19 protein-coding genes and 1 tRNA gene are annotated in these 20,422 nt (G+C 35.5%); 12 read left to right on the plus strand and 8 right to left on the minus strand.

Going from position 1 to position 20,422, the window contains the following annotated elements:
* Positions 1-134 precede the first annotated feature (134 nt).
* From porK to porN, 4 genes are all read left to right on the plus strand, one after another.
* Positions 135-1,550, plus strand: a complete 1,416-nt coding sequence (gene porK, locus C237_RS0112250) for a T9SS ring complex lipoprotein PorK/GldK (RefSeq protein WP_026315687.1) — start codon at positions 135-137, stop codon at positions 1,548-1,550.
* 28 nt (positions 1,551-1,578) lie between these two features.
* On the plus strand, positions 1,579-2,262 hold the full coding sequence (gene porL / locus C237_RS0112255; protein WP_018676751.1) for a type IX secretion system motor protein PorL/GldL: 684 nt from the start codon (positions 1,579-1,581) through the stop codon (positions 2,260-2,262).
* Between the two features lie 50 nt (positions 2,263-2,312).
* Positions 2,313-3,863 (plus strand): type IX secretion system motor protein PorM/GldM, encoded by a 1,551-nt coding sequence (gene porM / locus C237_RS0112260; RefSeq protein ID WP_018676752.1) that lies wholly within the window; start codon positions 2,313-2,315, stop codon positions 3,861-3,863.
* Positions 3,864-3,939: 76 nt separating this feature from the next.
* Positions 3,940-4,854, plus strand: coding sequence for a type IX secretion system ring subunit PorN/GldN (gene porN / locus C237_RS0112265; RefSeq protein ID WP_018676753.1), 915 nt, complete (start codon positions 3,940-3,942; stop codon positions 4,852-4,854).
* 80 nt (positions 4,855-4,934) lie between these two features.
* Here the strand turns inward: porN and C237_RS0112270 are convergent, their stop codons facing one another.
* A complete protein-coding gene (locus tag C237_RS0112270) occupies positions 4,935-6,191 on the minus strand; it encodes an exo-beta-N-acetylmuramidase NamZ family protein (protein WP_026315688.1) in 1,257 nt (418 codons plus the stop codon).
* 4 nt (positions 6,192-6,195) lie between these two features.
* Here C237_RS0112270 and C237_RS0112275 point away from each other — a divergent pair, with 4 nt between their 5' ends.
* On the plus strand, positions 6,196-7,425 hold the full coding sequence (locus tag C237_RS0112275) for an ABC transporter permease (RefSeq protein ID WP_018676755.1): 1,230 nt from the start codon (positions 6,196-6,198) through the stop codon (positions 7,423-7,425).
* Between the two features lies 1 nt (position 7,426).
* Here the strand turns inward: C237_RS0112275 and C237_RS0112280 are convergent, their stop codons facing one another.
* The 5 genes from C237_RS0112280 to C237_RS0112300 all read right to left on the minus strand — a co-directional run bounded on the left by C237_RS0112280 (position 7,427) and on the right by C237_RS0112300 (position 13,278).
* Positions 7,427-8,068, minus strand: coding sequence for a rhomboid family intramembrane serine protease (locus tag C237_RS0112280; RefSeq protein WP_018676756.1), 642 nt, complete (start codon positions 8,066-8,068; stop codon positions 7,427-7,429).
* 26 nt (positions 8,069-8,094) lie between these two features.
* Complete coding sequence (locus tag C237_RS0112285) at positions 8,095-10,653, minus strand: DNA gyrase/topoisomerase IV subunit A (RefSeq protein ID WP_018676757.1); 2,559 nt, start codon at positions 10,651-10,653, stop codon at positions 8,095-8,097.
* Positions 10,650-11,150 (minus strand): hypothetical protein, encoded by a 501-nt coding sequence (locus C237_RS0112290; protein WP_018676758.1) that lies wholly within the window; start codon positions 11,148-11,150, stop codon positions 10,650-10,652. Before C237_RS0112290 ends, C237_RS0112285 begins: the two co-directional genes overlap by 4 nt.
* A 6-nt stretch (positions 11,151-11,156) precedes the next feature.
* On the minus strand, positions 11,157-13,022 hold the full coding sequence (locus tag C237_RS0112295) for a DNA topoisomerase IV subunit B (RefSeq protein WP_018676759.1): 1,866 nt from the start codon (positions 13,020-13,022) through the stop codon (positions 11,157-11,159).
* A gap of 183 nt (positions 13,023-13,205) precedes the next feature.
* Positions 13,206-13,278, minus strand: a tRNA-Met gene (locus tag C237_RS0112300).
* 185 nt (positions 13,279-13,463) lie between these two features.
* Between C237_RS0112300 and C237_RS0112305 the strand changes: the two genes are divergently transcribed.
* The 4 genes from C237_RS0112305 (at position 13,464) to C237_RS14080 (ending at position 16,619) form a co-directional block, all read left to right on the plus strand.
* Positions 13,464-13,826, plus strand: coding sequence for a BlaI/MecI/CopY family transcriptional regulator (locus tag C237_RS0112305; protein WP_018676760.1), 363 nt, complete (start codon positions 13,464-13,466; stop codon positions 13,824-13,826).
* A gap of 2 nt (positions 13,827-13,828) precedes the next feature.
* Positions 13,829-15,628 carry a M56 family metallopeptidase gene (locus C237_RS14070; RefSeq protein WP_018676761.1) on the plus strand — a complete coding sequence of 600 codons (1,800 nt, stop codon included), beginning with the start codon at positions 13,829-13,831 and terminating at the stop codon, positions 15,626-15,628.
* Positions 15,629-15,774: 146 nt separating this feature from the next.
* Positions 15,775-16,185 (plus strand): GLPGLI family protein, encoded by a 411-nt coding sequence (locus C237_RS14075; protein ID WP_051081523.1) that lies wholly within the window; start codon positions 15,775-15,777, stop codon positions 16,183-16,185.
* Between the two features lie 2 nt (positions 16,186-16,187).
* The gene (locus tag C237_RS14080; RefSeq protein ID WP_026315691.1) at positions 16,188-16,619 is read left to right on the plus strand and encodes a hypothetical protein; all 432 of its coding nucleotides are present in this window, start codon (positions 16,188-16,190) and stop codon (positions 16,617-16,619) included.
* Here the strand turns inward: C237_RS14080 and C237_RS0112330 are convergent.
* Both C237_RS0112330 and C237_RS0112335 read right to left on the minus strand, forming a co-directional pair.
* The gene (locus C237_RS0112330; RefSeq protein ID WP_026315692.1) at positions 16,564-17,376 is read right to left on the minus strand and encodes an enoyl-ACP reductase FabI; all 813 of its coding nucleotides are present in this window, start codon (positions 17,374-17,376) and stop codon (positions 16,564-16,566) included. The genes C237_RS14080 and C237_RS0112330 overlap by 56 nt on opposite strands.
* A gap of 107 nt (positions 17,377-17,483) precedes the next feature.
* Positions 17,484-17,777 carry a hypothetical protein gene (locus C237_RS0112335; protein WP_018676763.1) on the minus strand — a complete coding sequence of 98 codons (294 nt, stop codon included), beginning with the start codon at positions 17,775-17,777 and terminating at the stop codon, positions 17,484-17,486.
* A 205-nt stretch (positions 17,778-17,982) separates the two neighbouring features.
* On the opposite strand from C237_RS0112335, the gene C237_RS0112340 reads away from it, so the two are divergent.
* From C237_RS0112340 to rny, 3 genes are all read left to right on the plus strand, one after another.
* Positions 17,983-18,285: a hypothetical protein gene (locus C237_RS0112340; RefSeq protein WP_018676764.1), complete on the plus strand. Its 303-nt coding sequence runs from the start codon at positions 17,983-17,985 to the stop codon at positions 18,283-18,285.
* Positions 18,285-18,563, plus strand: coding sequence for a cell division protein ZapA (locus tag C237_RS0112345; RefSeq protein WP_018676765.1), 279 nt, complete (start codon positions 18,285-18,287; stop codon positions 18,561-18,563). The genes C237_RS0112340 and C237_RS0112345 overlap by 1 nt, the downstream gene beginning before the upstream one ends.
* Before the next feature lie 235 nt (positions 18,564-18,798).
* Positions 18,799-20,370, plus strand: coding sequence for a ribonuclease Y (gene rny, locus C237_RS0112350; protein WP_018676766.1), 1,572 nt, complete (start codon positions 18,799-18,801; stop codon positions 20,368-20,370).
* Positions 20,371-20,422 lie beyond the last annotated feature (52 nt).

The following is a 20,422-nucleotide window of genomic DNA, read 5'->3' on the forward strand; positions in this document are numbered from 1 at the left end:
TTTTTTGATACTAAGGAAAATATTTAGATTAAATTTTCGTTTAGCAAATAAAACTGAGCATTTAATTTTAAAAAAAGTTTATCTTTACCCACTTTAAAGACGACTAAAATTATTAATAAAAATTACATCATAAGATGAAAAAAATATTTTTTGCACTTCTTTCCGTTTCATTGGCGGTTTCCTCATGTTCTCGAGGTAAAAACTCTTCTGGTAAACCTGGGAGTAATGGAGAATTGATCCCTAAAACCAAAGCTAAATCCTTTGTGGCAGAGCGCCCCTATGGTATGGTCGCTATTCCAGGTGGTTCTTTTGTAATGGGTATGGCAGATATGGATTATACCAATATGCCAGAAAAAGCACCATTGAAAACCGTAACGGTATCGTCTTTTTTTATGGACGAAACTGAAGTTACCAATGCGGAGTATAGAGAATTCATTAACTATGTGAGAGACTCTATCGCTAGAACACTACTAGCTGAGGCTGCAGGGGATGTGTCTTCTGGAGGTGGTAATGGAACTGGGATTGCAGATTATGCCTATTTGGCTAAAAAAGATGGTAATGCAAATGCTTATCAAGAATATTTAGAATCTCAAGGCGGTAGAGGTGGTTACGATGAATCTAAAAGATTAGATTGGAGTGTGCCATTAAAATGGAATACTTCGGACTATCCTGATGTTCAGTATGCAGAGGTTTTAGAATCTATGTATTTGCCACCAGCTGAGCGTATTAATAACGAAAGGTTACTAGATACTAGAAAATTACAATACGCTTACCAATGGGAAGATTTGGAATCGGCAGTGAAAGATGGTAAAAGAAGTTCAAAATATCTTAAAAAAGAAAGTATCGCAGTATATCCAGATACCACAGTTTGGATTAAGGATTTTAATTATGCTTATAACGAGCCTTTATATGATGGCTATTTTTGGCATAAGGCTTATAAAAATTATCCAGTAGTAGGCGTAACTTGGGACCAAGCCAGAGCGTTCTGCGATTTTAAAACTAAGTTGAAAAGTGATTACAATAAATCTCTAAAAAAGAGAAAAGAAAAACCAATGGCATTCCGTTTACCGACTGAGGCAGAATGGGAATATGCCGCTAGAGGAGGTAAAGAAAATGCAACTTACCCTTGGGGTGGTCCATATTTAATGGATGATAGAGGGTGCTATTTGGCCAACTTTAAACCTAAAAGAGGGAACTATATAGAAGATGAGAAAAAGGGAACTTATACCTATACTGCACCAGTAAAATCTTTTTCTAAAAATGGATTTGGACTTTATGATATGGCTGGAAATGTAGCAGAATGGACAGAGTCCCCATATAATAATGCAACTTATCAGTTTTCATCAACTTTGAATCCTCACTTGTCGAATCAAGTTTATAGAGATGTGAAAAAATCTGTAAGAGGTGGTTCTTGGAAAGATGTAGGCTATTTATTGATGACAGGGTATAGAGATTGGGAAAGAAAAGACTCGGCGAGAAGTTACATTGGTTTTAGAACCGTACAAGACATTCCAGAAGGAACGGCAAGATTTAAAAGAAAATCAAAATAACACTTAAACAAAATATTTATTATATACTATGAAATTAAGCGACAAAACTTTGAACTTCATCTACTCGGTAGGTGCTTCAATCGTAATTTTAGGTGCATTTTTTAAAATGACACATACCACTTTTGGCGGATTAGTAAATCCTAACTGGATTCTTGGGGCAGGGTTGATTACAGAGGCATTAATTTTCTTGCTTTATGCGTTCAATCCACCAGTAGAAGAGGAAAAATATGCTTGGGAAAATGTATATCCCGAATTAGTAGATCCTAATGCTCAGCCAAAACCAAGAAGAAATTTAGTAGCTCAGACTGAAGAAGTAAAACAACTTGAGGTTTCGCTTTCAGATAAATTAGACCAAATGCTTTCTGAAGCTAAGTTGGATGTACAGTTGTTTGAAAAACTAAAATCAGGGATTGATAAATTCTCATCTTCTGTAGAGCAAATCAATCAAACGGTAGATGTTACCGCGTCTACTCAAAAATACAATGATCAATTGACTCTAGCAGCGAGCCATTTAGAAAGTATGAATGCATTGTATGCTTTACAATTGGAACATGGCAAAGCACAATCAGAATATCATCAAAAATATGTAGCGGATTTACAAAAATCAGCTCAGCAATCTGAGAAGTTTAACGAGGAGTTAAATGGCTTAACGGCAAACCTTAATAGCCTTAATAGAGTCTATGGCGGTATGCTAAGTGCAATGAAAGGATAGATTTTCTTTTACAAATCAGTTTAATTAAATTTTAACTCTAAAAAACTAAGATGGCAAAAGAAAAACTTTCCCCGCGTCAGAAGATGATTAACTTGATGTATCTGGTATTCATTGCAATGTTAGCCATGCAGATAGATCAAGAAATCATACGCTCGTACAATGATACTAAGGATTCCTTAAGAGCCAGTACAGCACTTACGCAATCCAAAAATAAAATATTTGAAGAAACACTTCGTCAAAAAGCAGAAAATTCGCCAGATTCTTTCTCACAACCTTATGAGCAATACAAGCAACTCAAAGAGAAAATTGATGATTTGGTTAAGTTTATTGAAGGATCTAAAACAGAAATGAGAAAATTCGCTGGTGACAGCGACAATGCTAAAGACTTCGATTTTAATGCACTCAATAATACTGATGCATCTACCTTATATTTCTTTGATAATGCAAATGAGGCTAGCCCAAGTCAAAATGCACAAAAACTAAAATCTTTAATGGAAGCCGTAAAGCAGTTGACTTTACAAGTGTTTCCAAAAAACTCTCAGAATACTGCTATTATAGAAAGAGCTAATGCTTCTTTCAATACAGGAAAAGTGAATGATAAAGATTGGATGGTAGCGAAGTTTTACAATCAGCCTTTGGTAGCAGCTTTAGCAAATTTAGAAATTTTACAATCGGAAGCAAGAAATCTTCAGTCCGATGCTTTGGCGAATATGCTTAAAGAAAAAGTAGATGCTGATATTAAATTCAATGCATTTGAAGCGATTGTAGCAGCACCTACCGTAATTTTACAAGATGATAAAGTAGATGCTAAAGTAGTAGTGGGAACTTATGCAAACTCTATTCCGGGTATGACTTTTTCAGGTGTAGATAGACAATCTAATGGACAAGGTTTTAAATCTTTAAATACTAGCAATGTTGGAGACTTTAGTTTTAGTGGGCAAATTTCATTTTTGGATGCAAATAACAAAGAAATAAAACTTCCGTTTTCACACAATTACCGTGTAATAGCTGGTCCTAAAGAAGTAGCGTTGCAAAGTGGTGCGGTAGTTTCTGCTGATAAAATGAATGTCCTTTATAGAGGAGTAGATAATCCTGTATCAGCAACAATGCTTGGTGTGGATAATTCTGCGGTAAAACTTTCTGCCGCAGGAGCTTCTGTATCCGGTGGTAGAGGTAAGTGGGTGATTAGACCTAGTGCTGGAAATATGGTTAACATTACTGTATCTGGAACATTGCCTAATGGTAAAGTTACTACAGCCTCTTTTCCATTCCGTGTGAAGAGTGTTCCTGCGCCACAAGGGCAGATCAGAGGGCAAAATGTGGTCTCTATGCCTGCAAGTTCAATTAAGAACCAAACGATTTCTGCGGCAATTCCAGATTTTGAATTTCCAGTAAGTTTTGCGGTTACAGGCTTTAGAGTAAAAGTGCCAGGGAAAGCGGCCTCGTTTATCAGTGGTAATAATTTGAGTTCTATTGCAGGACAAACAGCAAACTTAAGAGCTGGTGATGTGGTGTATGTGTATGATATCCAAGCAACAGCCTCTGGACTTGGTGGACAAATGCTTAAAAATATTTCTCCAGTGGTGATTAATGTTCAATAGAACCACCACTTGAGATGGAAATTAATCATTCTAAATAGGACAACAAAACTATTTAGTTTAAAATAAAAATATACAAATGAAAAAAATCATTTTTAGTGCTTTAGTGTGCTGTTCTGGTTTGGTTTTTGCTCAAAATATTTTGAATGCAAAATCGCCAGAAGAGTTTCGCCAATTGAGAGAAGAAAATAAAGTCCAAAAAGGGGATTCTATTTTCTCAACTAAGGTAGAGCCTTTGGAGTACGGTTTTATAGAAGATAAAGATATTTTGAGAAGTATGGTGGTTTGGGAAATCATTGATATGAATGAAAAAATCAACCAGCCATTTTACCATAATTCGGATGGTTTAGTCTCTCAAAATAAGTCGCTATATCAATTACTTTTAGATGGTATTAATAGCGGTAAGATAAAAGAAGTCTATGATGATGAAATGTTTACCGTAAGATTAACACCAGAGCAAATCCAGCAGAGAATGAGCCGTGTGGTAACTTCGGATTGGTTGATTGATAAAATTAATAGTGGTGAAACCGTATCAGAAGAGGATAAAAAGGCAGGTACCGATGTTTACGAAACTAAATCTGAGCAAGTAAGATTGCTTAAGATTAAAGGGATGTGGTATATCGACAGACGAGATGGACAAATGAAGTACCGTCTACTCGGTATTGCTGCGATGGGACCTGATCCACAAACTATGGGACAACAGTTTGCCGATAAAGAAGAATTAATTGATTTATTTTGGGTATTCTATCCAGATGCTAGAGAATTGACGGCTAATGCTGTTGTTTTCAATAATAAAAATCTTTCTTCTGATATCAGTTTTGATGATATTTTGAATGCAAGACGATTTTCTTCTATCATCTATAAATCTGAAAATGGACTAGGTAATGGGGTAATCAAAGATTATATTCCAAACGATGCTGAAGCTCAATTAGAGGAAAGTGATAGAATCAAAAATCAAATTCTTGAAATGGAAAATGATATGTGGAATTACTAATAGTTGATTCTACCATTTAAATTAAAAACGGTCTTAAAAATAGTTTTAAGACCGTTTTTTTAGTTTTTAATATTTATGGATTAATCTTCATACATAATATATTTTTGTCGGATACGCTCAAAGTTTTGTAAATCTTTTTGCCAAGATTTTCGAATTTCGTCTTCGGAAGCACCATTTAATATTTGGTATCTTAGTTGGTCGGTACCGGCTAATTTATCGAACCATAGGTTTTTTATGAAGAAAGGTTTTCTAGAGTTTTTATAATTTTGATAGGCTTTAATGATCCATTCAAGGTTAAGTTGCCTTAAGTCTTCTGGATAATTTTTTAGGTTTTCACCATAGCATACCTCACCATTAAATAATGGATTTTTAGCTCCAAAGTTAGGCTCGGGTACAAATTTGTAGTCCATTTTTTTAGTCCAAGGTGAGCCGTAGATTTGGAATGGCAAGTCGGTGCCGCGTCCTACCGAAACTTCGGTTCCTTCAAAAAAACATAGTGAAGGGTAGAGGTTGATAGATTTTTCGTTAGGTAGATTAGGGGATGGTCTTTTCAAAAGTGGATAGCGTTTGGTCTTATGATAATTGTGCATCGGAATGACGGTATAGTTCGCCTTAACACCATTCTTTAACCAACCTTCGCCATTGACCATATTCCCGTATTCCCCAATTGTAAGTCCATAGATGACTGGAACGGGATGTAAGCCTACGAAGCTCGTCCATCTGGATTTCATAACGGGTCCATCTGTATAGCCATCGTGAGGGTTGGGACGGTCTAATACGATAACTTCTACGCCTTGTTCTGCTGCGGATTCCATTACATAGGCAAGGGTAGAAATGTAGGTGTAAAAGCGGACACCCACATCTTGAATATCAAATACGATAACATCTAAATCTTTGATTTGTGAAGGCGTAGGTTTTTTATTATTTCCGTAAAGAGAAATGATAGGAAGTCCCGTTTTAGTATCAATGCCATTTTTTACATGCTCGCCAGCATCGGCATCGCCACGGAAACCATGTTCTGGAGCAAATACCCTTTTTACATCGATATGGTTGTCTAATAAAAAATCAACGGTACTAATGGTATCTATTTTAATGCCTATTTCACATCCATTTTTGGTTACTAATACTTGATGTTTTACTTTTTTTAATATTAGTCCCGTTTGATTGGTTACCACGCCTACTTTTTTGTTTTGAAGTAAAGGTAGATAGAGTTCTGGCTGGTCGGCACCCGTTTTAAATTGATTGGTTTCTTGAGACTTGTATTGGTTTTGAAGTCCAATGCCAAAATAAATTAGGCAGATAAGCAGTAAATTTTTAAATTTGAAGTTTAAATACATAGTTTTGAAATTTCCATTATATTTTTCTCGCAAGATAGCATTTTCCAAAGATAATAAAAATAATCTTTCGTGTGTGATTGTCTTTATTGGTAGATTATCCGTAGCGTTGGGCGTTATTGTATCTTTAATTACAGTAGCAACGGGGCTTGGGTCCAAAGAAGCCATTAAAACCCGTATGGGTGATTTTGCGGGACATATTTCCATTAAATCTACAAAAACTAATACCTCTTATAATTCTTCGGTTTTAGATTTAAAAGAGTTGAAAAAAAATGATATCCAAGCATTGCCAGAGGTAGAAGGGTTGCAATCTTATGCCACGGTGAGTGGGATTTTAAGAACTGAAAAGAGTTTTTCGGGAATTATACTAAAGGGTGTTGCCAAAGATTTTAATACAGAACGCTTTAAAAAATTCATGGTCAGTGGTAGCATTCCTGATTTTAATGAAGAAGGTTATAACAATCAAGTGATATTGCCTGAAAAAATAGCGATAGATTTAAACCTGAAGCCTAAAGATAGCATTGTGGCTATTTTCTCTAAAGAAGACCAAAAGCCCATTTATAGAAAGTTTGAAGTGGCAGGGCTTTACAAAACCGATATCAAGTTGATAGACGATTTGTATATCATTGGCGATATCAACCATGTGCGAAAAATTCAAGATATGGGGAAAACGGATATTGGTGGTTTAAATGTATTTCTTGATAATACCAACACGATGGATGAAGTGCTTCCTAAAATAGATGCCTTAATAGGTTATAAAAACTATGCCGAGAAAATAACCGATAGATTCCCACAAATTGTAGACTGGATTAATATTTTTGATACCAATATTTCTTTGATTATCAGTATTATGATGGTGGTGGTCATCATTAATATTATTATGGTATTACTGATTCTAATTATTGAAAGAACCAATTCTATCGGTATGCTCAAGACTTTAGGGGCAACCAATGGACAAATCCGAACAATCTTTATCAATTATACCTTGTTGATTATGGTGCCAGGTTTACTGATTGGAAATGCAATAGGGATAGGTTTATTATTAATCCAAAAATTCTTTGGCGTAGTGAAACTTAACCCAGAAAATTATTATGTTAGTGAGGTACCCGTAGAGCTGGATCCCATTTATATTTTTATGATTTCTTTCGGAATTTTACTGATTTCTGCAATAGCTTTGATTTTACCGAGTTATCTCATCAGTAAAATTTCCCCTGTGAAAGCCATTAGGTATAACTAAACTACCTTATCTTTTTTCCTGAAAAAATATGGTATGCCAAATAGATAAGGGGTAATGACATAATGCCTAAATATAAAGCGTTTGTTAATGCCGCTACTGGATATAGGGCGAATACAAAACCTAGCCCAAATGCCGCACCACCTAAGTGGGCAGAGTGACCTAAATTGTCCCATTGTTTAGGGTTGAGCATCATATAAACGGAGTAACCAAAATAAAGTGTTCCAAATAGCCAGCCGGGTAGAAAGTTGACTTCTATTTCGTTGGGTGCCATGCCAATAGCGGCAAAAATAATTCCTGAAACCGCACCAGATGCCCCAATCGCGGAATACCATGGTTGGTGTTTGTATATATAAAGACTGAATAAATTCCCTAGCAACATAGAACCAAAATATAAGGCTAAAAATCCACCAGTGCCAAAGTAATATTCTACTATACCTTGGAAGAAATAGAGCGATAGCATATTGAAAAATAAATGCATCCAATCGGCGTGGAGGAATCCTGAACTTAGCAGACGAATATATTCTTTCTTCCGCGTAATGGCAGCGACATTAAATTTATACTTTTCAAAAAATGCTCTATCCTTAAAGCCTTGATAGGAAATGACAGTCGTGATAGCAATGATAATGATACAAATCGTACTCATAAATTTTACCTTTTAATGTTTCGGGTTTACCCTTCAAAAAGATTGCCAATGATGCCCTCTTCTGGAATTTCATCATCATCTAGAGGTTCAGGCTGTTCTTCTTCCTCTTCTTCAATAATTTCTGGAATGGTAATATTGATGCTTTTCACCTTATCTTTAATGAATTGATTCCCCATCGCTTTAATGCCTTTCACGGAGATGAATTCGTCAATATCGACTACTTCGTTGTCTTTATCTTTTTTGGAAAATACAATCTCGGCGGTACAGCCATCTCGTGTGCCTACAAATTCTATAAACGATTTTGGATGCTCACTCGGCATAAAATGTTGTGGATTAGTGTGGTTATCTAGCAAAAATCGTTTGATATAATAGATATCTTTTTCGCCATCATAATAAATACAGGCAACGGGTTGCTCTGGACGCCATTTTTCTAAGACCAGATACTCATCATCAAAGCGATTCATCAAATCAAAGGTCATTAGCTTAGCTTCACCTTGGGTGTTGATTGTCAATATTTTATCGTCGCCTTTAAAACTTCCAAGCAAGGTGCCACGCGCTTCAGCATTAAGGCGGCGTACGGTTTCATCAAACCAAATCTTCCTCGGTGCAAGGGTAGAAACACCTTCTTCTTTTAAATCAACTTTTTTTACGGCGTATTTTGTTACCAGATTACCTCTGGAATTTCTTCCTTTAATGGCTAAATCTGCAAAATCAATTTCGATTTTATGTTTACGGATTCGGGCATTCGGTTTTAATAGTACGCTCACGACTTCTGCTTCGCCATTAGGATTGGCAGAAAAATAAAGCACTTCTGAGCCTTTTTTGTCAGAGGCTAATGGATATTCAGTATTTCTGGTTATAGAAGTTACCGAGAATCGTTTCATATAGTAAGGTCCCGTTTTGCCTTGTCTATAAATCATATTATAGACTGTGCGTTTGTCACCTTTCTTAAATATGCCTACATGGATGATATCCTTACCCACAAAGGTTTTGGAATCCACTTTGGTCACTTGCATTACGCCATCTTTTCTAAAGATAATGATGTCGTCAATATCCGAACAATCGAAAACATACTCATTTTTCTTCAATGAAGTTCCAATGAAACCTTCGGTTCTATTCACATAGAATTTTTCATTGGCTACGGCGACTTTCGTTGCATCAATGGTGTCGAATACTCTAAGTTCGGTGCGGCGTTCTCTACCATTGCCGTATTTCTTTTTAATGCCTTGGAAATAGGCTACAGCATAGTCTACCAAATGTTCTAAATGGTGTTTTACTTGCTCCATTTTGCCTTCTAAAGCGGTAATGTTTTCCAATGCTTTATCTCTATCATATCTAGAAATACGCATGAAAGGCAACTCCGTAAGTCGGATGATATCTTCTACTTTTACCTCTCTCATAAGGTTTTTAGTAAAAGGTTTTAAGGCTTTGTCAATGGCTTCATACACGGCCTCTTTAGAATCTTTACCTTTAATTTCTTGATAGATTTCATTTTCGATAAAGATTTTTTCTAATGAAGCAAAATGCCATTTGTCTTCAAGTTCGCCTAACTCAATTTCTAATTCTCTTTTTAGGAGCGATACGGTATGGTCGGTATTTTGTTTAAGAATATCAGAAACGCTAAGAAACATCGGTTTATCGCCCACAATAACACATGCGTTCGGCGATAGAGAGATTTCACAATCGGTAAAGGCATAGAGGGCATCAATCATCTTGTCTGGCGAAACATCGTTGTTAAGATGAATATTGATTTCTACTTCATCCGAAGTATTATCCTCTATTTTTTTGATTTTAATTTTACCTTTATCATTCGCCTTTAGAATGCTATCAATCAGGTCGCTTGTCGTTTTGGAATAGGGTAATTCTGTAATGCAAAGGGTATGTTTATCTTTTTGAATAATTCTGGCTCTCGCCCTTAATCTACCCCCTCTTTCACCGTCGTTGTAGTTGGTAACATCTAGCATACCACCCGTTGCAAAATCGGGAAATATTTGAAACTTTTTACCTTTAAGATAGACAATCGACGCATCAATGAGTTCATTAAAGTTGTGTGGCATTACCTTAGTAGATAAGCCCACACCAATTCCCTCAACGCCTTGGGCTAAAAGTAAAGGAAATTTTACGGGTAAGTCTACGGGCTCATTATTTCTACCGTCGTAAGATTTAGTCCAGTGGGTTGTTTTAGGATTAAAAACCACCTCTAATGCAAAAGGGGTGAGTCTTGCCTCAATATATCTCGCGGCAGCAGCAGAATCGCCAGTGTAAATATTGCCCCAGTTCCCCTGAGTGTCTATTAATAAATCCTTTTGACCAATCTGAACCATAGCATCGGTAATGGATGCATCACCATGGGGGTGGTATTTCATAGTATTTCCCACGATATTGGCAACTTTGTTGTAGCGTCCATCTTCTAATTCTCGCATCGAGTGCATAATACGCCTTTGTACAGGTTTAAATCCATCAAAAATTGAGGGAATGGCACGATCGAGAATTACATAAGAGGCATAATCCAAAAACCAATCTCTATATAAACCTGAAACTTTCTTTAGGCTTTCACCTTCCGGCATGTGTTGTTCTTCTGTCATAGGGTGCGTTGTTCTTTTATTGAGGCTGTTTCTTTATTCTGTTTGATTACTTTGTTTAAAGAAATCTTTAAATCTCTAATCTCTTTTTTTCCAAGATAAGAAATATCGTATTTTAAAATCGTTTTGTTACTTTTTTTACTTGAAATTTTAATATACAGTTTTTTGAATAAAATTGTATTTACAATTTCGTAGGATAGCAGTTTGTATTTTGGAAATTCATCTTTAGCATCTTTGAATAGAATGGGAACAATACTTCGATTATAAAAATTAAGCGTTTCGCCATCGCTATCGTATTCGAACACTTGCTTACCTCTAAGGTAAAATATTAGATGCAATACGATGGGTGGAAATAACAATAATCTATCAATCAAAGGTTTAAAAATATTAATGTCATTGAATTTTAAGATATAAGCAAATATGCCAATCAGTAACCATACATTAATAAAAGTAAAGATAAATTGATAAATAGGGATGTTTTTTTTGTTACTGAGCCTCATAATAATTTATTTTTCAGGTATTAAATCAGCGTCCTCTACAACTAGGTTTTCAAGGATAAACTGCTGGCGGTCAGGGGTGTTTTTACCCATATAAAATTCTAAAATCTCAGCAATGGTTTGGTCTTTACCTACTACCACTGGCTCTAATCTTATATCTTTACCAATGAAATGTTTAAACTCGTCAGGCGAAATTTCCCCTAACCCTTTAAATCGTGTTATTTCTGGATTTTTACCCAATTCTGCTAAAGCGCTGAGTCGTTCTTCATCGGTATAGCAGTAGCGGGTTTCTTTTTTATTTCTTACCCTAAACAAAGGCGTTTGCAGAATATATAAATGTCCATTTTTAATTAAATCTGGAAAGAATTGTAGAAAAAAAGTAATCATCAATAGTCGAATGTGCATACCGTCTACATCGGCATCGGTAGCGATGATGACTTGGTTGTACCTTAAATCTTCCAAACTATCCTCAATATTTAGTGCCGCTTGTAGCAAGTTGAACTCTTCATTTTCGTACACCACTTTTTTGGTCAAACCATAGCAATTTAGGGGTTTCCCTTTTAATGAAAATACGGCTTGCGTTTCCACATCTCTCGACTTGGTAATAGACCCAGATGCGGAATCTCCCTCAGTAATGAAAATTTGCGTTTCCGATTTGCGCTCGGCTTTTTGTTCGTTATAGTGTTGACGGCAGTCGCGGAGTTTTTTATTGTGTAGTGATACCTTTTTAGCCCGCTCTCTAGCCAATTTTTGAATACCTGATAACTCTTTCCTTTCCTTTTCGGAAACGAGAATTTTTTTATGTAGAGCTTCTGCCACCTCAGGATTTTTATGGAGGAAATTATCGAGTTTAGTTTTAAGAAAATCGATAACAAAAGTTCTTACCGTGGGTCCATTAGGTCCAATATCGTTAGACCCGAGTTTGGTTTTAGTTTGAGATTCAAAAACAGGTTCTTCTACGCTGATGGATATAGCAGCGGTAATGGATTTCCTAATGTCCGAAGCATCAAAGTTTTTGTTAAAAAATTCTCTAACAGTTTTTACATAGGCTTCTCTAAATGCGTTGAGGTGCGTTCCCCCTTGGGTGGTGTTTTGCCCATTAACGAATGAAAAATAAGTTTCCGTTTGGGACTTATCCGAATGGGTAATGGCCACCTCTATATCATCCCCTCTTAGATGGATAATAGGGTAGAGGACTTCGTTTTCCATCTCTTCTTCCAAAAGGTCTTTTAGTCCATTTTCGGAATAGAAGGTTTCACCATTAAAAATGATTTTAAGTCCGGGGTTAAGGTAGGCGTAGTTTCTCAACATACGCTCGATGTATTCTTTTCTGAACTTGAAGTTTAAGAATATATCTTGGTCTGGCACAAAGGTAATTTCTGTACCATTTCTACCAGAATCTTGTTGTTCGGGAAAATTTTCGGTAATGTTACCTCGTCTAAATTCAGCAATTTTAGCTTGATTATCGCGGACGGATTTTACCTTAAAGTATTCTGATAAGGCATTAACGGCTTTAGTACCTACACCATTAAGTCCCACCGATTTTTTAAAGGCTTTGCTATCGTACTTTCCTCCCGTATTCATTTTGGAAACGGCATCTACCACTTTACCCAAAGGAATCCCACGACCATAATCGCGAACGATTACTTTTTTATCGTCTATTTTAATTTCGATGCGCTTACCGGCTTTCATTCGGAATTCGTCGATGGAGTTATCTAGAATTTCTTTTAATAAAATATAGATACCATCATCAGCAGAAGAGCCATCGCCTAGTTTACCAATGTACATCCCTGGTCTTAGGCGGATATGTTCTTGCCAATCTAAAGTTCTAATGTTGTCTTCTGAATAGTTTACCTGTTGCAATGCGTCGCTCATAAAATTGGTACTAAAAAGTCTATAAATACAATAACCCACAAATTTAAGGAAACCTTATCTAAGATAAAAATTTTTGTGGTGGTTTTTGAGATGCTACAGTTTGGTATTTTAATTTTAAAGTTATAGTATCAAAAATAAAATAAAAAATGCAGCAAGCTTTAACTTACTGCATTAGTGCTTTAGTAGCGGGGACACGACTCGAACGTGCGACCTCCGGGTTATGAGCCCGACGAGCTACCTACTGCTCTACCCCGCGATATTGTGGTGCAAATATACGGCGATATTTTTAAATAGCAAATTTATTCACCTAAAAATTTTTGTATATATTTTTTAACATTGATAATCAGTTAAATAAATTATTATTTGTGATAAAAAACTATTTTGGTAGTTGTATTATTAGAAAATTACCCTATATTTGTAAAAACTAAATAAATAGTCGTTATGAGAAAATTACAACTTACAAAAGCGGAAGAACAAGTAATGCGCTACCTTTGGAATATTGACAAGGGTTTTCTAAAGGATATTCTAGAACAATATCCAGAGCCTAAACCGCATAGCAATACGGTAGCGACCATCCTTAAAGTTTTAAAAGAGAAAAAATTTGTGAATTATCAAGTGTTTGGTAGGCAGCACGAGTATTATCCATTAGTTTCTCAAAAGGATTATAGTAAAAATTCTTTAGGTGGTTTAGTAAACAAGTATTTCGGCGGGTCATATAAAGAAGCGGTATCGTTCTTGGTAGAAGAAAATCAAATGTCCGTAGACGATTTAGAATTATTACTAAAAGAACTTAAAAATGATTAGTCATGGAGGCGCTGTTCTATATCGTAAAGGTAATAGTTGGCTCGGGGCTGATGTATGGCTATTATCTGGTATTCTTAAAGGATAAAACTTTTCATCATTACAATCGCTTTTATCTATTGGCTACGGTGGTAATAAGTTTACTATTGCCGTTGATAAAAGTGAAGTATTTTACGATAAAAGTCCATCCTAAATTATATACCTTATTGAGTTATAATACTCAAACGGCGAGTGCAAGTTCAGAGCATGGTGGCGTGGATTACCTTGCGATTTTGTTTAGCGTTATGGCTTTGATAGCTTTATATCATTTGGCTAAGATGGGAATAGGGATTTTTAAGGTGTATCAGTTAAAGCAACAGTACCCTAAACAAGATTTGGAGGGGGTTCAATTTTACCAAACAGATTTGTCTACGGCACCATTTTCTTATTTCAAAAATCTATTTTGGAAAGAATCGATTGCATTAAATTCGGATGTGGGCAGGCAAATACTTAAGCATGAAATGGTGCATATTACCCAGAGGCACTCTTTGGATAAATTCTTATTGTCATTGGTGCAGGCGGTGTTTTGGTTTAATCCTATTTTTTATTTTCTGAAGAAAGAACTTTATCTGATTCATGAGTATTTGGCGGATAAGCAGTCGGTGCAAAATACCGATACTAGATTGTTTGCAGAGATGTTATTGACTAGTCATTTTTCTACCAATCCATCGGTTTTAGCCAATCCGTTATTTTCTTCGGATATTAAAAAGCGATTGATGATGCTCAAAAAATCGCATACCAAATTTGCGTATTTAAGAAAAGTGGCGGCATTACCAATGGTGTTTATATTGACTTTTGCATATGCAGTGAATACTCAAAATAATGAGATTAAAGAACTCAATGCCATAGTTGATGAAGCTGTAAGTGCCGAGGATACCATTCGTCTTAATTCTATTCAAGATATTAGCGATGCCATAGAGCAACAGCATGATATTATAGATCAACATCGAAGCACGATAAATCAAGAATACAAAAAAATCTCTAAACTTCGTCAAAAAATAGAGGATAAGAGAGCGGAACTATTGACAATTGAAAATACTAAAGGTAGGGATTCAAATGCTTTTATAGAAAAAGGTAACGAATTAGCCAAGCTATATCAAAAAGTAGATGCAATCTATAATTCACCTCAATATACAACGGCTACTAAAGAAATTGAGACGGCTTATGAACTTATAAATGCCTATTATCAAAGAAAAGATGAAGTTCGTAATGCCATGAGAAAAGTGGAGCAAGAGAAAAGAGAAAAAGAACTGGCTCAGCGTGAAAAGCAAAGAGCAAAAGAATTGTTCCAAAGACAGCAAGAATTGAAAAATCGTCCTTTAGAATTAAAGCAAAGAGTTAAAGAGTTAAACGAAAATTTTTCGGAGGTTGAGATGGCTGAAATTGAAAAGATTGCGGCAGAAGCAGAGAAGATAGCTGAAGAATCTATAAAAGCTGCTGCGAAAGCTGAAAAAGTTGCTATTAAAGCTACTAACGCTTCCAAAGAGGCTGAGAGAGCGGCAAAAGAAGCCGAAGTTATATTAAATTCTAAAAAGGTTAAAAAAGGTTTAAAATTGATAGAAATTTCTTCTGACCAATTAAAAGCGAATCCTAAGTATATGGATATTACCTTACTGAATGCTAAAGATGGTGGAAAAGTACAATTGTATGTTAATGGAAAAAAGGTGGAGGATTTAGAGGCTTTTGCTTTAGATAAAAATACACTCAAAAAAATTAATATAAAACAATCTAAAAAGAATAAGGAGGTTTGGATTTTCACAAAATAAATTAATTATGAAAAACATTATAACATTATTTTTAGTAGGGTTTTTTAGCATATTCAATGCACAAAATCAGAAATTTATCTATGAGTTTAGTTATGTAACCGATTCTACAAAAAGAGATGAGGTGAAAACAGAATTGATGAATTTAGATGTTACGCCTGAAGGTTCAAAATTTTATTCCTATATTAAAATACCAAATAGATTCTACCATGCGTGCCGATATCAAAAAACAATTGCAAGGTATAAGTGGTAATGCTAAAATTTCATCGGTGAATTTAAAAAAGCCTAATGTTGAAGGTGGTAATATTTCTTATATGGTAGAGAAAATCTATCCAGATTATAAAGTGTTTTATCATGATAAACTGGGTTCAGATGCTTATAAAGTCTTAGAGGATAGAACTATGGAGTGGACTATATTGCCTGATAAAACAAAAGTTGGTGAATGGGAAGCGCAGAAGGCAACAACTAATTTTGCTGGAAGACAATGGACGGCTTGGTTTACTACGGATATACCTATTCCAGATGGTCCAAATTTCATGGTTTACCAGGACTTATTGTAAAAATGCAGGATTCAAAAAATGATTTCAACTTTGAATTAAAAGCTACAGAACCAATTAAAGGAGTGTTACCAGACCTATTGAATAATAAAGAGGTTTCCGTTAATAGAACACAATTTGTGAAACTTTTTAGAGAATACCGCAAAGACCCAGTAAAGTCATTAAGAATGCTTTTAAATTCTAATTCAAGTGCCGGTGGCTATGTGAAATTCCAACAAAATGGACGAGAGATTTCTTCAGATGAGATGTTAAGAAGAATAGAAAAGAAGAAAAAATTAAATTTTAAATCTAAAAAATATCTTTATAGAACAAGATTGGTTAGAAAATTAATAAAAAAACCGAAAGTATTAGATGCTTTCGGTTTTTTGTATTGTTTTGTGATTATTTTTCAGTATCGTATTTGTCCACTACTTTCTGGGAAACCCCTGTATTGCTAAACCCACCATCGTGGAAGAGGTTTTGCATTGTTACTTTTCGTGTAAGGTCAGAGAACATGGCCACACAATAGTTAGCACACTCAAGAGCGGTTGCATTACCTAGTGGTGACATGTCTTCAGCATAGCCTAAGAAGCCACCAAAACCTTTCACACCGCTACCCGCAGTTGTAGGTGTTGGCGATTGAGAAATGGTATTGACCCTTACTTTTCTTTCACCCCAGTAGTATCCAAAACTTCTGGCAATACTTTCAAGGTAAGATTTATTATCTGCCATATCATTATAGTCTGGGAATGTTCTTTGTGCGGCAATATAGGTCAGTGCAAGGATAGAGCCCCATTCGTTCATACAATCCTTATCCCAAGCGGTTTTCATAACTTTGTGGAACGATACGGCAGATACATCCCAACCTTTTTCAAGAAAATTATAGTTGATATCCGTATAGGCTTTTCCTTTTCTTAAATTAACAGACATTCCGATAGAGTGTAGGATAAAGTCTAGTTTTCCAAATTTTTCTATCGCAATATCAAATAGTTTTTCTAGATCATCCATAGAAGTGGCATCGGCACCTACTACTTCAGAGCCAGTTTTTTCTGCCAGCGCGTTGAGTTCGCCCATTCTCATAGCGATAGGGGCATTGGATAGAATAAACTCTGCGCCTTCTTCGTGGCAACGCTCAGCCACTTTCCAAGCGATAGATTGCTCATTTAGCGCACCAAATATAATTCCTTTTTTTCCTTTTAATAATCCGTTTGACATAATTTTATATTTTAAACAAATGTAATAAAAATCCACCATCAAACAAAAAAGAGTTAGAAATTAATTTCTAACCCTTTTATTATATGAAGAAAAACTTATACTTAGTCTTAGTTTGTGGCTTTTCTGATTTCTGCTTTTACATCTTCAGAAAAATCTTTTGTTTTTTCCCAAGCGTCTGATACGGCATCTTTGGTATCTTCCCAAGCGTCTGCCATTTTATCTTTCATTCTTTCGAAGAATCCTTCTTCAGTTGGTTCTTCATTTTTTTCTTTTTGCTCTCGGATGTATTCTTTTACATCATTTGCATATTTATTAGTTTTACATTTTACATCGTTCGCAACTTCTTCAATTTTGTTTTCTGCTTTATTTACTGCTTTTTCAGCATCGTTTAAATTACTCATAATAGTTTATTGTTTTAAGTTAATTGATTTCAATGTTGCAATTTTAATTCCAAAAATCCGATGTAAAGGTTAAATATTTGTTAAAATAAAATCTTCCCGTTCATTATCTAAGGGTTAAGTTTTCGATTTTAAATAAATAATAAAAACACTTTAGCAACCAAATAATTTTTCATACTTTTGTATCAAGGTTAGAACAACCCCTGAAATGCTAAAAGACTTAGACCATCGTTTTTCAGATTTAGAGCAAAAGGTAGTTCAGTTAAAACATGACTATCAGCAACTTAAATCGGATTATGATCAACTTTTAGAGAGCCACAGCCTATTGAAGCAGAAGTTAGATGAAGAAAAAAAGGCTCATCAGGAATTAATTGAAGAATATAAAGATATAAAATTAGTCTCTGCAATATCGGGAAATCCCAATTACAATCGTTTGATGAAAAATCATATCAACCGTTTGATTAAAGAGATTGACGCTTGCATAGCACAACTTCAAAATAGTAATTTATAATGGAAATGCGAAGAATCAATATTACCATTGCTGGTCGTAGATATCCATTAAATGTGCCTTCCGAAGAAGAAGAAACTTTGCGGAAAGTAGGGAAGGAGATAGAAGCGATGATTAAAGATTTTGAAGCCAACTATGCGATAAAAGATAAACAAGATGTTTTGGCAATGTGTGCCCTTAAATTAGGGACTAACGCCCAATTGGCAAAGCTGAATGGAGACAAAAATTTAGAATATGTTCAGAAGAAAATTGATGCATTGCATCAGGTTTTGGATGAATAAAACGATAAAGATATAATCGATATCTTACCTTCGACCTACAATTGTTCTAACACATTAAGGTAAACTCAACGCTGATAAAATTACCGAGTAAATGCTTTCTGAATGGCGTGCCGTATTTTGCGGATTACAGACAGAAGAACTTAGCTCAAATCGTGTTGATTAGGAGTTTACTCTTTAATCATATAGAATGATTGTAGGTTTTTTTGTGAATAATATAAAATAAAGTATATATAAAATGACAACATCTGTAATTATAGGAATCTTAGTAGGATTGGTGGTTGGTGCTATCGTCAGCATGCTGTTCTCTAAAAGTTCCCTCAACTCAAAAGCAAAATTCATTATTGAAGATGCTAAAAAGAACGCGGAAAATATTTTAGAAAAAGCGAATGTTCAAGCCGAGAGTATTAAAAAAGAAAAAAACATCCAAGCCAAAGAGCGTTTTTTAGAGCTTAAATCTGAACATGATGCCCATATTCAGCAACGCGAAAAGAAAATGCAAGACGCTGAAAAAAGGATTAAGGACAAAGAACATAAACTGAATGATGAACTTAGCAAAACGGGAAAACTAGAGAAAGAACTCGATAAAAAACTCAACGACCTTTCTAGAAAAGAAGAACAAATCGATAGAAAACAAGCCGAACTCGCTGCTACAATTGCTAAAAAAGTAGATTTATTAGAAAAAGTTTCGGGGTACTCTGCAGAGGAAGCCAAAGAGGAATTGGTGGAAACTATGAAAGCAGAGGCTAAGACTAAAGCGCAGGCTTATGTTCAAAACATTATGGAGGAGGCACATCTGAATGCAAAAACCGAAGCTAAAAAAATTGTGATTCAAACCATCCAAAGAATAGGAACAGAGCAGGCGATTGAAAACTCGGTATCGGTATTTAATATAGAATCCGATGATGTGAAGGGTAGAATTATCGGTAGAGAAGGTAGAAATATCCGTGCGATAGAAGCGGCTACTGGTGTGGAAATTATTGTAGATGATACCCCAGAGGCGATTTTATTGTCTTGTTTTGACCCTGTAAGAAGAGAAATTGCAAGATTATCGTTGCACCGTTTGGTTACCGATGGTAGAATCCACCCTGCGAGAATTGAAGAAGTGGTAGATAAAACCCGAAAACAAATTGAAGAAGAAATAATTGAGGTTGGTAAACGCACCATTATAGATTTAGGAATTCATGGATTACACCCAGAATTGGTGAAAATCGTTGGGCGTATGAAATACCGTTCGTCTTACGGACAAAACTTATTGCAACACTCTAGAGAGGTAGCGAATATTGCAGCCACTATGGCAGCAGAATTAGGTTTAAATGTTAAACTAGCTAAGCGTGCTGGTTTGTTACACGATATTGGGAAAGTTCCAGAGCAAGAATCAGAACTTCCTCACGCACTTTTAGGAATGCAATGGGCGGAGAAATTTGGAGAAAATCCAGAAGTGGTTAATGCAATTGGTGCACACCACGATGAAATAGAAATGACTTCGCTATTATCTCCAATTATTCAAGTTGCAGATGGTATTTCGGGGGCAAGACCAGGGGCAAGACGCCAAGTGCTAGAATCTTATATCCAAAGATTAAAAGATTTAGAAGCGGCGGCATTAAGTTTTGATGGCGTGTCTAGTGCGTACGCCATTCAAGCGGGTAGAGAACTTAGGGTAATGGTAGAAAGTGGCAAGGTGAATGATAATGTAGCTGCCCAATTGTCTTACGATATTTCTGAAAAAATCCAAAATGAATTGACATATCCTGGTCAAGTAAAGATTACCGTAATCAGAGAAACCAGAGCAGTCAATATTGCCAGATAAGTATTGGTTTTATAAAAAAATTACCCCTCCAAATTATTGCAACTCGGAGGGG

Source organism: Riemerella columbina DSM 16469, assembly GCF_000374405.1.
Taxonomy (GTDB): Bacteria; Bacteroidota; Bacteroidia; order Flavobacteriales; family Weeksellaceae; genus Riemerella; species Riemerella columbina.

What these genes read in the sequence shown, in the direction of transcription:
- porK (WP_026315687.1), top strand. Translation starts at nt 135, where the DNA reads ATGAAAAAAATATTTTTTGCACTTCTTTCCGTTTCATTGGCGGTTTCC.
- porL (WP_018676751.1), top strand. Translation starts at nt 1,579, where the DNA reads ATGAAATTAAGCGACAAAACTTTGAACTTCATCTACTCGGTAGGTGCT.
- porM (WP_018676752.1), top strand. Translation starts at nt 2,313, where the DNA reads ATGGCAAAAGAAAAACTTTCCCCGCGTCAGAAGATGATTAACTTGATG.
- porN (WP_018676753.1), top strand. Translation starts at nt 3,940, where the DNA reads ATGAAAAAAATCATTTTTAGTGCTTTAGTGTGCTGTTCTGGTTTGGTT.
- C237_RS0112270 (WP_026315688.1), bottom strand. Translation starts at nt 6,191, where the DNA reads ATGTATTTAAACTTCAAATTTAAAAATTTACTGCTTATCTGCCTAATT.
- C237_RS0112280 (WP_018676756.1), bottom strand. Translation starts at nt 8,068, where the DNA reads ATGAGTACGATTTGTATCATTATCATTGCTATCACGACTGTCATTTCC.
- C237_RS0112285 (WP_018676757.1), bottom strand. Translation starts at nt 10,653, where the DNA reads ATGACAGAAGAACAACACATGCCGGAAGGTGAAAGCCTAAAGAAAGTT.
- C237_RS0112290 (WP_018676758.1), bottom strand. Translation starts at nt 11,150, where the DNA reads ATGAGGCTCAGTAACAAAAAAAACATCCCTATTTATCAATTTATCTTT.
- C237_RS0112295 (WP_018676759.1), bottom strand. Translation starts at nt 13,022, where the DNA reads ATGAGCGACGCATTGCAACAGGTAAACTATTCAGAAGACAACATTAGA.
- C237_RS0112305 (WP_018676760.1), top strand. Translation starts at nt 13,464, where the DNA reads ATGAGAAAATTACAACTTACAAAAGCGGAAGAACAAGTAATGCGCTAC.
- C237_RS14070 (WP_018676761.1), top strand. Translation starts at nt 13,829, where the DNA reads ATGGAGGCGCTGTTCTATATCGTAAAGGTAATAGTTGGCTCGGGGCTG.
- C237_RS14075 (WP_051081523.1), top strand. Translation starts at nt 15,775, where the DNA reads ATGTTACGCCTGAAGGTTCAAAATTTTATTCCTATATTAAAATACCAA.
- C237_RS14080 (WP_026315691.1), top strand. Translation starts at nt 16,188, where the DNA reads ATGCAGGATTCAAAAAATGATTTCAACTTTGAATTAAAAGCTACAGAA.
- C237_RS0112330 (WP_026315692.1), bottom strand. Translation starts at nt 17,376, where the DNA reads ATGTCAAACGGATTATTAAAAGGAAAAAAAGGAATTATATTTGGTGCG.
- C237_RS0112335 (WP_018676763.1), bottom strand. Translation starts at nt 17,777, where the DNA reads ATGAGTAATTTAAACGATGCTGAAAAAGCAGTAAATAAAGCAGAAAAC.
- C237_RS0112340 (WP_018676764.1), top strand. Translation starts at nt 17,983, where the DNA reads ATGCTAAAAGACTTAGACCATCGTTTTTCAGATTTAGAGCAAAAGGTA.
- C237_RS0112345 (WP_018676765.1), top strand. Translation starts at nt 18,285, where the DNA reads ATGGAAATGCGAAGAATCAATATTACCATTGCTGGTCGTAGATATCCA.
- rny (WP_018676766.1), top strand. Translation starts at nt 18,799, where the DNA reads ATGACAACATCTGTAATTATAGGAATCTTAGTAGGATTGGTGGTTGGT.